The sequence below is a fragment of the Mycobacterium sp. MMS18-G62 genome, from assembly GCF_053877835.1.
Genome location: NZ_CM132662.1, coordinates 4,543,401 through 4,558,094, shown reverse-complemented (window position 1 = coordinate 4,558,094; position 14,694 = coordinate 4,543,401). Strand labels below are relative to the sequence as shown.

Below are 14,694 nucleotides of genomic sequence, written 5' to 3'. Positions count from 1 at the left end.
GAGCCTTTCGGTCTCGGACGCGCCTCGCTTCAGCGACTACTGAACCTTGAAGATCCAGATCAGGTTGGTGGTGAGCTCACCGGTGGGGGTCCACTGATACTTACGAGCCACACCTTGGCCGTTGTAGTTGCGGACGAAGTCCAGCAGCGCGGGCCGGGTGATCGCCCCCGAGTCGATGCCCTTCACCAGGATCGTGCCGAGGTCGTAACCCTCGGTGCTGTAGGTGCCGGGATCGGTGTTGAACTTCTTCTTGTACTCGTCGGCGAACGCCCCGGTAGCCGGGCCGCAGGGGCACGACAGAATGGCGCCCTTGGTCGCTTCTCCACCCTGCTTGACGTACTCGGGGTCCTTGGTGCCGTCGGCGGACACGAACGTCCCCTTGAACCCGCCGTCCTTGAGCTGCTGAGTGAACGGAGCCGCCTCCGAGTAGTAGCCGCCGTAGAACACCGCATCCGGGCTGGCGCCCTTGACCTGAGTCACCGCGGCGGAGAAGTCCTTGTCGCCCTTCTTCACCGAGATGTTGCACGACGAATCGGCAACGGGGCCAAGCGTTTGGCGCACCGCCGACGCGAGGCCGAGGCCGTAGTCCGTGCTGTCGTCGACCACGCATATCTTCTTGTAGCCGAGAGTGTTCTTCATGTAGTTGGCGACCGACGGGCCCTGCACGGCATCGTTGGCGAGGCCGCGGAAGAAGGTCTTCCAGCCGTTCTCACTCAGCGTCGGGTTCGTCGCCGACGCGGTAGTCGCCACCAGGCCGGCCTGGTCGAACACCGTGCCGGTGGCTTTGGTCTCACCGGAGAACGCCGGCCCGACAAGACCGATCGTGTACTGGTCGTCGACGATCTGCGGCGCGATCGCGGTGGCCTTCTGCGGATCGCCCTCGGTGTCGAACGGTTTCAATTGCACCTGGCAGCCGGGGTTGGCGGCGTTGTGCTTGTCGATGGCCAGTTGTACGCCGTTCTTGATGTTGATGCCCAGCGCGGCGTCGGGGCCGTTGAGCGCGCCGGCCATGGCGATCGACACCGGCGGGCAGGTCGCCTTCCCGTCGCCGGCGGGGTCGGCCGGCGCGGCGCCCTCGGCGGCTTTGATCTCCTTGCCGTTCTCGTCGATCTGGACCTGCTCGACGATCTTCAGCTGGGTCTGCGACGACTCCTCTTCAGGCTTGGACTGGTTGCAGGCGGCAATACCAAGCACAACCAGGCCGGCACTGCCGAGAGCAAATGCATTCCGTGCCACGCGACCGCGCACGCTTCACCTCCGGGTCAATGTTTTCATCGGCACCGACGAACCTGCCCAGGTCGGACAGGGCGGCGATGCTTCGGGACGACCATAGCCAACCCATGGCCGTGGTGCGTGATGTTGGAAAACGCACGCCGCCGAGCGGCGGTTTAATCGGGTGCAACGGCGCGTCGGAAACGCAGTTTTTACGCGTTCTCCGGCGTATCGAGCGTTTCCAGCACTACCTCGGCGACGCGCTTCATCGTCGTCCGGCGATCCATCGCGGCCCGCTGAATCCACTTGAAGGCCTCGGGTTCGGTCATCCCCTGTTTGGTCTGCAGCAAACCCTTCGCCCGCTCGACGAGCTTGCGGGTCTCCAACCGGTCCGAAAGCGTGGCGACTTCTTTTTCCAGCGCGGCGATTTCGCCGAACCGGCTGACGGCCACCTCGATGGCCGGAATGAGGTCGGTGATGTTGAACGGCTTGACCAGATACGCCATGGCGCCCGCGTCACGGGCCCGTTCCACCAGATCGCGCTGGCTGAACGCGGTCAGGATGACGATCGGGGCGATGCGCTTGCTGGCGATCTCGGACGCGGCGTCGATGCCGTCGCGTCGCGGCATCTTGACGTCCATGATCACCAGATCGGGTTTCAGACGTTCGGCCAGATCGACCGCCTCTTGCCCGTCGCCTGCCTCACCGACGATCTCGTAGCCTTCTTCGCGCAGCATCTCGGCCAAGTCCAGCCGGATGAGTGCTTCGTCCTCTGCGACGAGAACACGGCGTGGCTTTTCGGCGTCGGTCGGTGACCCGGTCATGGACAACATTGTGGCGGTCGCGGCCGCGCTCAGCGACTTCGGGGCATCCTCTATGGTGGTAAGCCGCAGGAAAAGAGCAAGCCCTCGTATCCCAACTGGCAGAGGAACTGGATTCAAAACCCAGACAGTGTGGGTTCGAATCCCACCGAGGGCACTAGTGTGATGTCGCAAGACATCCGCATAGCTGTGAACCTGCATTTGGGTTCACAGCTTTTTCTTTGGGCGGCCGCAGGGTACGCCGCGTGGTTGGTAGTCCCTGGTCGGATCGATGGTTAGCCGGCGGATGAGTTGGCCGGTGGCGGCGTTGATGATTCGGACGTCGAGGTCACGGATGAGCATTAGAACGTGGGTTCGGGCGTGGGTTCGGCCGACGCCGATGTGGTGGAGGCGTCCGGCTAGGCGCAGGGTGATGCTGCCGGTGTCATCGACGCGGTCGGTGCGGACTCGGTGGTGGGTGTCTACCCGTTCGCCAGGGGTGGCTTTGGGCCGTGCGGTGTAGACGGTGGCCGGGGTGGCGCGACGGGGCAGCGAGCAGTGCGGACGGCGGTGGTTGTATTCGTCGAGGAAGTCCTCGATCTGGCTTTGCAGCTGTGCCAGTGTGGTCGCTGCCGGTAGGGCGATGAGGTGTTTTTTGAGGGTTTGGTGGAAGCGTTCGACTTTCCCGCAGGTGGTGGGGTGGTTGGGCGTGGAGTTGATTTGCACCACCCCCAGCCGGCGCAGCTGGTGTTCGAATCCGTTGCGTCCGCCCTTGCCGCCGGACAGGCGGGTGGTGAACACCATGCCGTTGTCAGTCAATGTCGATGCCGGAATACCCTGGGCCTCAATGGCTTTGCCGAACGAGGCGAGGACGATTGGCCCGGTGACGCGGCGGTGTGCGGTGACCGAGAGGGCGTAGCGGGAGTGGTCGTCGATCCAGCACAGGATCTCCACGTGGGTGCGGTCGGCGAGCCGCCAGTGGGTGAAGTCGGCCTGCCAGCGTTCGTTGGGTAGCTGTGCGGCAAACCGGATGTAGGAGGCTTTGGGGCGCTTTTTGGGTGCGGGGATGACCAGGCCGGCCGCGTGCAGGTGGCGGCTGATCGTGGCCGCCGACACGGTCAGGCCGTGGTGTTGTGCCAGGTGCCAGGCGATGGTGTGGGGCCCGTTGTCGAGGCCTTTGCTCAACAGCTTCTCGCGCAGTTCGATGATCACCTCGATCGTGGATTGCGCCAGCCGGGCCGGGCTGGTGTGCGGGCGCCGCGAGCGTGGCGTGAATGCGGCTTCGCCCTCGGCTCGATAGCGGGCGACCAGCCGCGAGATCCACGGCTGCGACACCCCGTAGGCCCGTGCCACTTCGGATTGGCTGCGACCCTCGACAACAACGGCAGTAATGACCAAGCGGGCCTTCGACACCCACTGAACGTCGCGCCCTCAACCTATGCCTATGTGTTGCGACACCCTATGCGCATGTCCTGAAACAGAACACCACCGAGGGCACTAGCGATCGCGCCGCCCGTTACCGCATGAATCGGGCGATGGCCGTCGCGCGAACCACTTGCGCGGCCTTGGCCTGGCGGTAACCCAGCAGTGCGCCGGCCGCCGTCAACGCCGCCATCCCGCTGATACCCGGCACTGTCGCGATGATCAACGCTTCGATATCGGCGGTCCTCAGGACGTCGGGATAACCCACGCGGAACATCGCTGGAGCCGCGGGCGCATTGACCGCGACGGTCGGCAGCGGTTGAATGCCCAGCTGTCCTGCCGGCGGTTGCGGAATCACCGGCGCCACCGGAGCCGCCGGTGCCGGTCCTGCGGCCGGCGGCAGACCCTCGGGAGCAGGGACAGGCGCGACGAGGGGCACCGCAGTTACCGGCGGCACGACAACCGGCACCGGTGCCATGGCCGCAGGCGCGGATGCGCCAGGCTCGGTCCTGATCACAACACTGCGCGCGCTCGGCGCAGTGGGCACGGCAGGGAGAGTCGACGGCCTTGCCGTGGTGGCGCTATTGTCAGGCGCTCCGCCCGCGCCATTCCCGGCAACGCCTTGGGGCACCATGTTGATGCCTGCCACTTGATTGCTACGAGCCTGTGGGATGTCCAATCCGCGGTCGTGTTTGTCGCACTTCTTCTTGTTGTGGCAAAAGATGTCGAACACGTCAATACCGAACAGACCGTCGGCTGAAGATATTGCGCTGCCGACAATACCCGGTCCGACGATCATGGCTGTGTAAGCGATCATGCAGCTGATTGCTGCTCTGCGTACTCCCGACCGACGCATAATGATCATTGTCGCACAGACTTTGCTAGATGCGTCCGCCAATGTGTCGTCGGCTAATTTACGGTACCAACGAATTAACCACCGTGGACGTTAGGCCACCGCCTCGGTGGCCACGACCGGCACTTCCTGCCCGCGGCTGCGGCGATCCCATTCAGCCAAGACAGCGGGATCTGTGGGCTCACTGGTCAGACCGCCGACCACATACACCAGCAGACGGCGACGACGACGATGTCCATGTTTCGCAGTCCTTTCAGCGGATGTCGAAGTGGATGAGGGTAGGTCCGTTGGCCTCGAGCGCGTTGCGAACGAGGTCTTGGAGGTCTGCGGTTGAGGTGGTGCGCACGCCGTGAGCGCCCATCGCGACGGCGAGGGCAGCCAGATCCGGGGTGCGCAGTTCGACTCCGATCGGCGCGATGCCGCGGGCGGCTTCCTGGTCGCGGATCTCCTGGTAGCCGCCGTTGTCGACGACAATCACCGGTATTGGAAGCCGTTGTTCGACAAGGGTTATCAGCTCTTGAACCGAGAACATCAGCGCGCCGTCGCCGATCAGCACCGCCACCGGTGAGCCGGGCCGTCCGAGCGCGGCGCCCAGCCCCGCGGGCAGGCCATAGCCGAGGGTCGCGTAGCCGGGGCTGTAACAGAATCGCCGCGGCGCGGGCACGTCGAAGAAGTGCACCGAGCCGAAGTACGTCACCTGCGCGCTGTCCCCGGTCAGCACCGCGTCGTCGGGCAGCGCAGCGCGGACTGCCGCGTTGATTTCGGCGTAAGGTCCGGCGTCCTGAAGAGCCTCCTCGCGGCATGCCGTGCGCAGCGTTGCGGCCCGCTGCGGTGTTGCGGGCACTCGGTCGGCGGGAAGGGCAGCGAGTAGCGCGGTGAGCGTGGCGGCTGCGTCGCCAAGCAGTCGGTGATCGGCCGGGCAGTTCTTGTCGAGCTGGGCCGGGTCGATGTCGCAGCGGATGACGGTATGGCCGCGAATCTGCCCCTCCCACAAGTCCGAATCGCCGAGTTCGCTGCCGACGACCAGCAGCGCGTCGCTGTCCGCCGCGGCCTTCTGTGCCGTGCGGAGCCGGATCGATGCGCCGACTGACAACGGGTGTGTCTCATCAATTGCGCCCTTGCCGTTGACCGTGGTGATCACGGGCGCACCGAGGGCTTCCGCGAGGGCCGTCAGCTCGGGCTGCGCGTCGACAGCTCCGCCGCCGGCGACAATCATCGGCGCAAGCGCTGCCCCGAGCGCGTCGGCGGCTCGTCGGATTTCGCTCGGATCTGCGAGCGGCGGTTGTGTTTTCGCCTGCACCCGAGGTTTGCCTGACCATGTCTGCTCGAGCACGTCGACAGGTACCTCGATGTGCACCGGACGCGGGCGGCATCCAGTGAAGCTGGCGAATGCCTCGCTGACGGCGTCGGCCGCCTCGGCGGCGCTACCCACCCGGCGGCTCCACCGAATGAGCTGATCCATTGCGGCGCTGACGTTCTTGGCTTCGTGAAGCTGACCGAGGTCGCGCCCCTCGGTGCCCGTCGGCATGCCCGACGACAGGACCAGCATCGGCTGCGACTCCGCATATGCGGTGGCCGCCGCGGTCATCGTGTTGGTCACACCGGGACCACTGGTGGCGACCACCACGCCGGGGCGACCGGTGACTCTCGCATGGGCCTCGGCGGCATATCCGGCGCCCTGCTCGTGGCGCGGGGTGACCGCCCGGATGCCGCTCGTCGGGAAGTGCCGGTAGATCTCCAGGTTGTGTGTGCCGGGGATACCGTAGACGGTGTCGACGCCATGCGCGGCAAGCGTTTCCACCACGGCCGCACCCCCGTTGCGATGCTCGGTCATTGTTTGGCCGCCAACACGGAAATGAGCTCGTAAGCGACATGCGCGGCCGCGATTCCGGTGATTTCGGCGTGGTCGTAGGCCGGCGCCACCTCCACGATGTCGGCGCCGATGACGTTGACGTCCACCAGGTTTCGCAGGCAGTGCAGCAGCTCGCGGCTGGTCATCCCGCCCGCCTCCGGCGTGCCGGTGCCCGGCGCATGTGCGGGGTCGAGCACGTCGATGTCCACCGACACATATACCGGCGCGTCGCCGAGGCGGGCGCGCATCCGCTCGATCACCGCGGCGAGCCCGTCAAGCTGGAAATCGTCTGTGCCGATCACCTGAAAACCGAGCACACGGTCGTCGGACAGGTCGGTCGGTGCGTACAGCGGGCCGCGGATGCCGACGTGCAGGCAATGCTGCGGGTCGAGCAAGCCTTCCTCGCTTGCCCGTCGGAACGGGGTGCCGTGCGTGAACGGGGCGCCGAAGTAGGTGTCCCACGTGTCGAGGTGAGCGTCGAAGTGCAGCACGGCAATTGGGCCGTGATCGCGGTGTAGCGAACGCAGCAGCGGCAGCGCGATGGTGTGGTCGCCGCCCAGCGTGATCAGTTTGGTCCCGCCGTCGCGTAACTCGTCTGAGGCGCGTTCGATGGTGGTGATCGCCTCCGCGATGTCGAACGGGTTGACCGCGATGTCTCCCGCGTCGGCAACCTGCTGGACGGCGAAAGGTTCGACGTCCAGCCGCGGGTGATAGGTCCGCAGCAGCTTGGATGCCGCCCGGATGTGACCGGGCCCGAAGCGGGCCCCCGGCCGGTACGAGACACCGGAGTCGAACGGAATACCCACCACCGCGACGTCGGTGTGCGTGACTTCGTCGGTGCGGGGAAGACGGGCGAAGGTGGGCGGGCCCGCATAGCGGGGTACGCGAGTCGCATCAACCGGTCCGATCGGAGTCATGGACACCAGGCTTCCGGAACGCCGAGCCAGCCGATATGGCCACTTTGTAGAAATCGCCCTATCAATGATCGACGATATGTCCATGCTCACCGTCGCCGAGCTTGTCGCGGATCCCGAATTGGGCCTTGAGTTGGTGGCCGGCTCCCCCGGCGACGATCGGGAGATCGAAGCGGCCGCCGTGTCCGAGTTGGCCAATCCGGGGCCGTGGCTGCAGGGCGGTGAGCTGTTGTTGACGATCGGACTTCTGCTGCCCGCGACCACCGACGGTTGCCGGTCGTATCTCGCCGAGCTGGACCGCGTCGGTGTGCAGGCGGTCGGACTGGGCCTCGGGGCCAAACTTCCCCACCAGCGGGCTCCCGAACAGTTGATCACCGCCGCGGAAGAGATCGGCATGCCGCTGTTGACCGTGCCCGATCCCGTGCCGTTCATCGCGGTGACCAAGGCGGTGTTCGCCTACCGGGCCCGCGCCGAGCGGCATGAATTGGAATGGGCGCTGCGAACCCAGCGGGCGTTGACCGCCGCTGCGGTCACCCCGGGCGGCCTGCTCGGCATCCTCGCGGCACATCGCGAGGCGACCGGCAGAACCGGCGTCGTCGTCGACCTGCTCGGTCGGGTGCTTGCCGAGTCAGACCCCGCGGGGCATCGGTTGGTGACCCGCCTGTCGGGGCTGCTCGCGTCGGTGCGAGATCAGGGCCTGACGGCGGCGGCGTCGGATATCAGCGACGGCCGTCGCCGCGAGCTGCACGCGCTCGGTGCCCGTCGGCTGCGAGCGTGGTTGCTGATCGACGGCCCGGCTGAACAACCAGCCTCTCACCAGGTGTCCGGCGACCTGGTTTCGCTGCTGTCACTTGAGCTCGAGCGACGGCACGGGCTGAATGCGGCACAACGACGGGAACGCGTGCAGGTGCTCGACCGGCTGGCCCGGGGCACGGTCGACGACGTGATCGCCGCCCGCTGGCTCACCGCGGCGGGGCTACCCGACGCGGATCTTCGGGCCGCGGCTGTGGCCGCACCGGACGACGCCGACGATCTGGCTGCGGATCTGCTCATCACGTTGCCCCACGCACTGGTACGCGTCGTCGGCGAGGTCGTCGAACTGGCCGTGCCGCTCGACACGGACCTACCCGGTTTGCTTGGCACGCTTGCGGCAGACCGGGCCGCCGGCATCGGCATCGCCGTGCGGCCAGGTGCGCTGGTCGTGTCTCTACGCCAGGCCAGATCCGCGCTGCCCGCAAGCCGGGTGTCCGGCAAGCACATGCATGCCGAGAAGATCGCCAGCAGCCGACTGCTGCTCAATACCGTTGGCGCGCAGTCCCTGCAGGCCTACGCCGACGCGGTACTCGGCCCTCTCGACGCGACGGATCGGACCGGTGAACTGATGCGCGGCCTCACGGCGTTCCTCGAACACAACGGTCACTGGGGCTCCGCCGCAAGCGCGTTGCGAATACACCGCCACACCATGCGCAACCGCATCGACGCGATCGAGCGGATCACCGGGCGGCGCATGGATTCCGCTCACGATCGCCACGAGCTGTGGCTGGCGCTGCAGGCCCGCGACGCCGCCCGGATCTCGGCCGACTAGGACGTACCCGACGACGACGCGGACGAGGCGGACGCGCTAGCGGTCTCGCCGGCGGTCGCGGCTGGCTTCGGGTCGTTCTTGGTCGACTCCGCGCCGAGCTTGGCCTTGATGTCGTTGACCGAGGTGCCGTTCTTGACGGTGCCTTCCGCATGCCGGCCGCCGGAAGCGGACGTGCTCGCGTCCGTCTTGTCATCGCCGGACTTCTTATCGGCGTCCTTCTTGGAGTCGTCGCCCTTGGACGTCTCCTCGGACTCCTTACGGCCCGGGGTGCTCGCCTTCGGCTCGGACGTCGTCGCATCGCTCGTCGGCTTCGTCTCGGTGGACGACTTGGGCTCATCGGCCGGTACTTCGGTGCTCGTGGCCGTCGATGCCGGCGTGGTGGCGGTCTCCGTCGCGGTCGCAGTGGCAATGGCGGTGGCCGCCGGAGTCTCGCCGGTGGCCGCCGGAGTCGCCGTCGTCTCGGTTGCCGTAGCCGCCGGGGTCTCCGCGGCCGTGGTCGCGGTCGCCGTGGCCGTCGTCGTTTCCGCGGCTGTCGCTTCTGCGGCCGGAACCGCTTCGGCCGCAGGCTCTTCGGCAGCCGACAACTCAGCCACCGCCGCACCGGCCAAACCGGACTTCTCCGTCGTGGCCGACGTCTTCTGCGCGCTGTCGGCCGTCATCTGTGCCACCGCCTGCGCGGCCGCGGTGGTCCCCTCGGCTACCGCGGCCTGCGTCTCCGCCGGCAGCGCTAGAGCAGTGGCGACCGTCGACGTCGGATTGAAGATGGCCGAGAAGAAGTTCGCCAAGGCCTGAGCGATCGTATTGACGAAGTTCTGGGCCAGCGTCTGGAACAGCTGCTGGAACAATTGCCCCAACAGCTGACCGATCGCGGTTCCCAGATCCGGCGGATTGTGCGACTGACGCGCGGCTATTGCATCCTTGATGACCTGTGCGGCCAGCTTTGGCACCCAGTTGCCCGCCTCATCCTTGGTGAAAATGCCGAACGAGCCGTCTTCAGTGCCGTCCATCCGGTCGATGGTGGTGTAGATGAACGCCGGACCGGTGTAGTCCAAGTTGTGCCATGCATCCAGGAAATCCTTGATGAAATCGGCCTGCTGTTGTTCGGTGACGCCGTTAACGCCTGCGGTTGGCAATCCGTATTCGGTGGCCCAGATCTTCAACGCCGCATCGCCGTTGTCGATCATCAACTGCCGCATGGCGATCAGCTGCTCGAGCGGTGAATCCGCATTCCACGGCTTGTCCGGAGTCAGCGCGCCCTCCGAGAACTTCGTCGTGTACTGGTACGGGTGATACGACAATGCGTCGAAATAACCCTTGGCGCCATTCGCATACATCTGCTCGACGTAGTCCCGCGGGTCCATCGTGACGTTGCCGAAGTTGACGACGGCACCGAGGACGCCGGCAACCACCAACGCATTCGGGTCTGTGGCCTTGATTGCCGAGTAGGCGGCCTTCAACACCTCGGTATAGGAGGCAGGATCGGGCTGCGGCGTCCAATACGGAATCGCGTTCGGCTCGTTCCAGACTTCGTAGGCTGACACCTTTCCGAGGTAACGCTGGGCCACCGTCGCGGCGTAGTCGGCGAACTTCTGCGGGTCGGGAGCGGCCCCGGCACCCCAGCCACTTTGGTCAGCGTCGGCACCCCACGCGGGGGTGGAATTCAGCACGCCGAGAACGCCCATTCCCCGCTGCGCTGCAGCGTTGATGATGTAATCCGACCGCTTCCAGAAGGCGGCCTCCCAGTCCGGAGGCAAGGTCCCCGGTGCCACCGGCTCATTGCCCGACCACGGGATCAGCACGCGGACCGTGTCGACACCCAAGGTCTGCAGCTCGTCGAGATGTTTGTCGATCTCCGCGTAGTCGATCTGCCCGTCCTCGGTCGTCAGACCCCAGATATCGGAATCGGCGACACCGATCGTGTCATTGGACGTGTCGATGGTTGCCGTAGGGATGTACGCATAGCTCGCCGGCCTAGGCAACGGAGAGGTCGGTACGAGCAAATTGGTGACGTACAGACACATGATGGCTATGGGCGCCACCGCAATCACGGTTGTTATCGCATAGCGCCGCAGACGGCGACCCATGAAGCGCCTCATAGCCACTCCTGATTTCAGAACTCGGGCGGGGACTTCCGCAAGTTGTGTCGACTCAAATTAGCCGATTAGCAAGACAATTGCTCACCTAATCAAAAAGAACCTTTGGTCTGAAAAGTGCGACACGTCAAGGTATCTCCGCCCGTAGCCGCCGAGACAGGCTAACACCGTTCAAAGTCGGTGCACAAATACACAAAGCTAGCAAAGAAGATACCGACAGTAGGAGTATGGCGTGCGACCACGAGAGGAGTGTCCCATTACTGGGAATATGCAGGTAATCACGGCGTGGTCACAGCGCTATTACGGCGTGCTTTGCTGCGAACCGTATTGCCCGTGCAATTAGGCCCGGCCCGCCAAGCAACTTCTTGCCGCGGTCGCGCCACCCTTGCCATCCGCAATCGCGCCATTGCCATGCCGGCGCCGCGCTTTTATCCGGCATGGTTAGCGTCCCTAAAGGCTGCCTTTCGCGCCCCACGCCGCCTACGTCACGTGACGAACCGGCGACCGGAGATCCCAGCCGGTTCGCATGGCCCGCTAAGGCGCACCAGAAAGGTGCGGTTCTATTGCCCGCAAACCGCCGTTTGCGCGGTTGTCGTTCCACCGGAATGTCTAAGCAAAAGCCAGCCAAGAACTCCCCCGCAAGCCGCTGCAAAAGCCCAGGTCGGGCCAGCCGCCGGCGATAGGCTTTGCCCATGGTGGTCAAGATGCGACCCGTCTGTGTGCCGGACCTGGCGCTCGAAAGCCGGATACCGGCCCGCACTCGTCACCACGCCGAAGGCCTTGCCCGCCACCTGCGGGTGCTCACGCTGACGACGCGCATTGGCGCTGTCATCAGCGTCTTCTTCGGCGTGCAGGGGTTGATCGTCGGATTCGACGTCTGGTGGATTCCGCTCGTCAACCTGGCAAGCGGTGCGATCTTCATGCTGATCCCGTTGCTCTACCGATTCGGTGAGCTCGTCGCGCCGTTGACGTTCTTCTTTGCCGCCTATGCGTCGATCACCGTTGTCTGCTGGAATGTCGGCACCGGGTCGGGACTGCAGTTCTACTTCCTAGTGGCGGCGACCTTGATGGTGGTCATCCTCGGTATCGATCACATCGTCTTGACATCGGGACTGGCTGCTCTTGGGGCCGCCACGGTGCTGTGGCTGGAGTTCACCGTCCCGAACGACACGGGCGTGCAGCCGGAATGGGCATTCACGATGGGCTTCATCCTCACGGTGATCTCCGCCTGGATCATGGTCGTGGCGGTGGTGTGGTACGCGCTGCGTGAGATCGCCCGGGCACGGCAGGCCATGGAGTCCGAGTACGAACGCTCCGAGAGGCTGCTGGCCAACATCTTGCCCGCGGCAATCGCCGAACGCCTAAAAGACCCGTCGCGCAACATCATTGCCGATAAGTACGACGACGCCTCAATCCTGTTCGCCGACATCGCCGGCTACACCGAACGCGCCAGCGACACCGCACCGGGCGACTTGGTTCGGTTTCTCGACCGGCTCTACACCGACCTCGACGCCCTCGTCGACCAGCACGGATTGGAAAAGGTCAAGACGAGCGGCGACTCCTACATGGTGGTCAGCGGCGTACCCCAGCCGCGCACGGACCACGTCGAGGCGCTGGCGTGCCTTGCCCTCGACATGGCGGACGCCGTCGCGGATCTCAAGGATCCCCAGGGGCGCGAGGTGCCGCTGCGGATCGGGCTCGCCGCCGGCCCAGTGGTCGCCGGGGTCGTCGGCGCACGCAAGTTCTTCTATGACGTCTGGGGTGATGCGGTCAACGTCGCATCACGGATGGAGACCACCGATGTCGTGGGCCGGATCCAGGTCCCGCAGGACGTCTACGAACGGATCAACAACTCGTTCCTGCTCGAGGAGCGTGGCACGGTCGACGTCAAAGGCAAAGGGCCGATGCATACCTGGTACCTCGTCGGACGCCGCGACGACGAGGCGGTGCGAGATGCCGTCGAGCGCGGCGCTCCGGCGGGCGCTCGTCATTCCTGAGCCACGTCACTGGATACGACACACGGCCGTGCCAACAGCTCCAGCAGCGCGTCAGTCACCTCATCGGGTCGCTCTTCCATGATGTAGTGGTCGGCGCCGGTGAGCCGGGTCAGGCTGGCACCGGGGATGCGCTCGGCCAATTCACGTGCCGTCGCAAACGGGATGTAGCGGTCGCGGTCTCCCCAGATGATCGCGGTCGGACAACCGATCGAGTCCAGGCCCGTCCCGAGTTCGGGCACGGCAGGCAGCTGATAGTGGGTGAAGAACTCGGCGAAGGTGTGGCGACCGCGGGGTGTATCCATCCATCCGAGGTACTCGCCTTCGAGCGCCTCGTCGAAGCATCCAAGCCGGCGATAGGGCTGCAGCGCGAGGTGGTGCAGTCGCCGCAACGGAAGCCGGCGAAGCACACCTGGCGCATGCACGGCGGCCCACTGCTGGCCCTGTGAGAACCGGTAGAACCACGGCCGAAAGATGCTGTGCGCCCGCGTATTCAGCAAGGCAAGGCGCGTCACCCGTTCGGGGCGACGCAATACATAGCCAAGGCCGAGGAAACCGCCGTAGTCGTGCGCAACGAGATTGAAGCGGTCCAGGCCGAACGAATCGGCGAGCGCGTCTATCCGATCCACTTCGGCGTCGTAGGTGGGAGGAGTTGCGGGCGGGTCGGAGCGGCCGAAGCCCGGCCAGTCCGGCGCGATGACGCGGTAGCGCTGTGACAGCGCGGGAATCTGATGGCGCCAGCACGAGGCGCTCTGCGGATAGCCATGCAGAAGCAACACCGGCTCCCCCGCACCGGCTTCCACGTGGAAGAACTTCATTTTGTGCAAACTAGTATAAAATTCATGCGGTGACTAGACGCCGTGGGCGCCCACGCGCATACGAACCGGATGTCGCTCTGCGGCGCGCCCGTGACACGTTCTGGCGGGCCGGCTTCTCGGGCACCTCGCTGGAGGACCTGGCCGCCGGCATGGGTATGAACCGGCCGAGCATCTACGCGGCGTTCGGCGACAAGCGGGCGCTGTACCTGCGAGCGGCCACCGAATACGGGCAGACCAGCCGCGCCTGGCTGACGACGGCGCTGGCCAGGCCGCGGTCACTGCGTGACGCGCTGAGCGCCGTCTACCGGTATGCGCGCGACTACTACGTCGCCGGCGACGACGCCCCTCGCGGCTGCTTCCTGCTCGGCACCGCTGTGACCGAGGCGCATCGCGACCCCGACGTGCAGGCCATCGTCGAATCGACATTGAATGCGTTCACCGAAACGTTCACCGAACGATTCGAGCGCGCCAGGCGCGACGGGGAACTGGCCCCGCATGCGCCCGACGCGCTCGCTCAGATCGCTACGGCGGCGCTGAACACCATCGCGGTGCGCGCCAGAACCGGTGCGGACCGCGCCACGCTCGACGCGATCGCCGACGCCACCGTCGACGTGATCTGCACCCGTCCGGATTAGACCTTGCGGTTCTCGGACTTGATCAGCCAGGCCAGCTTTTCCAGACCGTCGATCAGCTGATGCAGGATGTCGGCGGTGCTGGGATCCTCGGCGTCGACGGCGTCGTGCACCGTGCGAATGGTCTCGACGGCGGCATAGACGCGACCCGTAATCAGGTCCACCACATCGCCGGTGTTGTGCTCGTAGGCGGGAAACTGCGGCAACGTCGTCTTACCTGCGACGGTGTCGGATCTGCCATCCGGAACCGCGTCCAGTGCCCGCATCCGCTCGGCGATGGTGTCGCTGGCCTCGCGGGCGAAGTCGACGAGCTCGTCGAGCTGCAGGTGCAGATCACGGAAATTCGTTCCCACGACGTTCCAGTGCGCCTGCTTGCCCTGTAGGTGGAGTTCGACCAGGTCCACCAAGACTCGCTGCAGGTTCGCGCTGAGCTCCGGCGTCGCGTGGAAACCCTGTATCTCTTCTTCTCTTCGACGTGTTGCGGTAGCCATGTCTTTTGCAACTCCCCTCAATCTGGAT

At 65.5% G+C, this 14,694-nt stretch carries 12 protein-coding genes and 1 tRNA gene; 4 read left to right on the top strand and 9 right to left on the bottom strand.

Annotation, left to right across the window (positions count from 1 at the left end; translation table 11 throughout):
• Positions 1 to 36 precede the first annotated feature (36 nt).
• Positions 37 to 1,248 carry a branched-chain amino acid ABC transporter substrate-binding protein gene (locus ACWW36_RS22695; RefSeq protein WP_456138215.1) on the bottom strand — a complete coding sequence of 404 codons (1,212 nt, stop codon included), beginning with the start codon at positions 1,246 to 1,248 and terminating at the stop codon, positions 37 to 39.
• Positions 1,249 to 1,424: 176 nt separating this feature from the next.
• The gene (locus ACWW36_RS22690) at positions 1,425 to 2,036 is read right to left on the bottom strand and encodes an ANTAR domain-containing response regulator (protein WP_456138214.1); all 612 of its coding nucleotides are present in this window, start codon (positions 2,034 to 2,036) and stop codon (positions 1,425 to 1,427) included.
• An 80-nt stretch (positions 2,037 to 2,116) separates the two neighbouring features.
• On the opposite strand from ACWW36_RS22690, the gene ACWW36_RS22685 reads away from it, so the two are divergent.
• Positions 2,117 to 2,190: transfer RNA gene (locus tag ACWW36_RS22685), tRNA-Leu, on the top strand.
• Between the two features lie 50 nt (positions 2,191 to 2,240).
• Here the strand turns inward: ACWW36_RS22685 and ACWW36_RS22680 are convergent.
• From ACWW36_RS22680 to speB, 4 genes are all read right to left on the bottom strand, one after another.
• Positions 2,241 to 3,425 carry an IS481 family transposase gene (locus ACWW36_RS22680; RefSeq protein WP_456138213.1) on the bottom strand — a complete coding sequence of 395 codons (1,185 nt, stop codon included), beginning with the start codon at positions 3,423 to 3,425 and terminating at the stop codon, positions 2,241 to 2,243.
• Between the two features lie 103 nt (positions 3,426 to 3,528).
• Positions 3,529 to 4,251 carry a hypothetical protein gene (locus ACWW36_RS22675; protein WP_456138212.1) on the bottom strand — a complete coding sequence of 241 codons (723 nt, stop codon included), beginning with the start codon at positions 4,249 to 4,251 and terminating at the stop codon, positions 3,529 to 3,531.
• A 289-nt stretch (positions 4,252 to 4,540) separates the two neighbouring features.
• Positions 4,541 to 6,121 (bottom strand): thiamine pyrophosphate-binding protein, encoded by a 1,581-nt coding sequence (locus ACWW36_RS22670; RefSeq protein WP_456138211.1) that lies wholly within the window; start codon positions 6,119 to 6,121, stop codon positions 4,541 to 4,543.
• The gene (gene speB / locus ACWW36_RS22665) at positions 6,118 to 7,056 is read right to left on the bottom strand and encodes an agmatinase (RefSeq protein WP_456138210.1); all 939 of its coding nucleotides are present in this window, start codon (positions 7,054 to 7,056) and stop codon (positions 6,118 to 6,120) included. Before speB ends, ACWW36_RS22670 begins: the two co-directional genes overlap by 4 nt.
• Before the next feature lie 76 nt (positions 7,057 to 7,132).
• Here speB and ACWW36_RS22660 point away from each other — a divergent pair, with 76 nt between their 5' ends.
• Positions 7,133 to 8,638 (top strand): PucR family transcriptional regulator ligand-binding domain-containing protein, encoded by a 1,506-nt coding sequence (locus ACWW36_RS22660; RefSeq protein WP_456138209.1) that lies wholly within the window; start codon positions 7,133 to 7,135, stop codon positions 8,636 to 8,638.
• Here the strand turns inward: ACWW36_RS22660 and ACWW36_RS22655 are convergent.
• The gene (locus ACWW36_RS22655; RefSeq protein ID WP_456138208.1) at positions 8,635 to 10,734 is read right to left on the bottom strand and encodes a cellulase family glycosylhydrolase; all 2,100 of its coding nucleotides are present in this window, start codon (positions 10,732 to 10,734) and stop codon (positions 8,635 to 8,637) included. The genes ACWW36_RS22660 and ACWW36_RS22655 overlap by 4 nt on opposite strands.
• Positions 10,735 to 11,423: 689 nt before the next feature.
• Here ACWW36_RS22655 and ACWW36_RS22650 point away from each other — a divergent pair.
• Positions 11,424 to 12,728, top strand: a complete 1,305-nt coding sequence (locus ACWW36_RS22650) for an adenylate/guanylate cyclase domain-containing protein (protein WP_456138207.1) — start codon at positions 11,424 to 11,426, stop codon at positions 12,726 to 12,728.
• Here the strand turns inward: ACWW36_RS22650 and ACWW36_RS22645 are convergent.
• The gene (locus ACWW36_RS22645) at positions 12,719 to 13,543 is read right to left on the bottom strand and encodes an alpha/beta fold hydrolase (protein WP_456138206.1); all 825 of its coding nucleotides are present in this window, start codon (positions 13,541 to 13,543) and stop codon (positions 12,719 to 12,721) included. The two genes, ACWW36_RS22650 and ACWW36_RS22645, sit on opposite strands and share 10 nt — an antisense overlap.
• 29 nt (positions 13,544 to 13,572) lie before the next feature.
• Here ACWW36_RS22645 and ACWW36_RS22640 point away from each other — a divergent pair, with 29 nt between their 5' ends.
• Positions 13,573 to 14,178 (top strand): TetR/AcrR family transcriptional regulator, encoded by a 606-nt coding sequence (locus ACWW36_RS22640; protein WP_456138205.1) that lies wholly within the window; start codon positions 13,573 to 13,575, stop codon positions 14,176 to 14,178.
• On the opposite strand, the gene ACWW36_RS22635 is transcribed toward ACWW36_RS22640, so the two are convergent.
• Positions 14,175 to 14,666, bottom strand: a complete 492-nt coding sequence (locus ACWW36_RS22635) for a Dps family protein (RefSeq protein ID WP_456138204.1) — start codon at positions 14,664 to 14,666, stop codon at positions 14,175 to 14,177. The genes ACWW36_RS22640 and ACWW36_RS22635 overlap by 4 nt on opposite strands.
• Positions 14,667 to 14,694 lie beyond the last annotated feature (28 nt).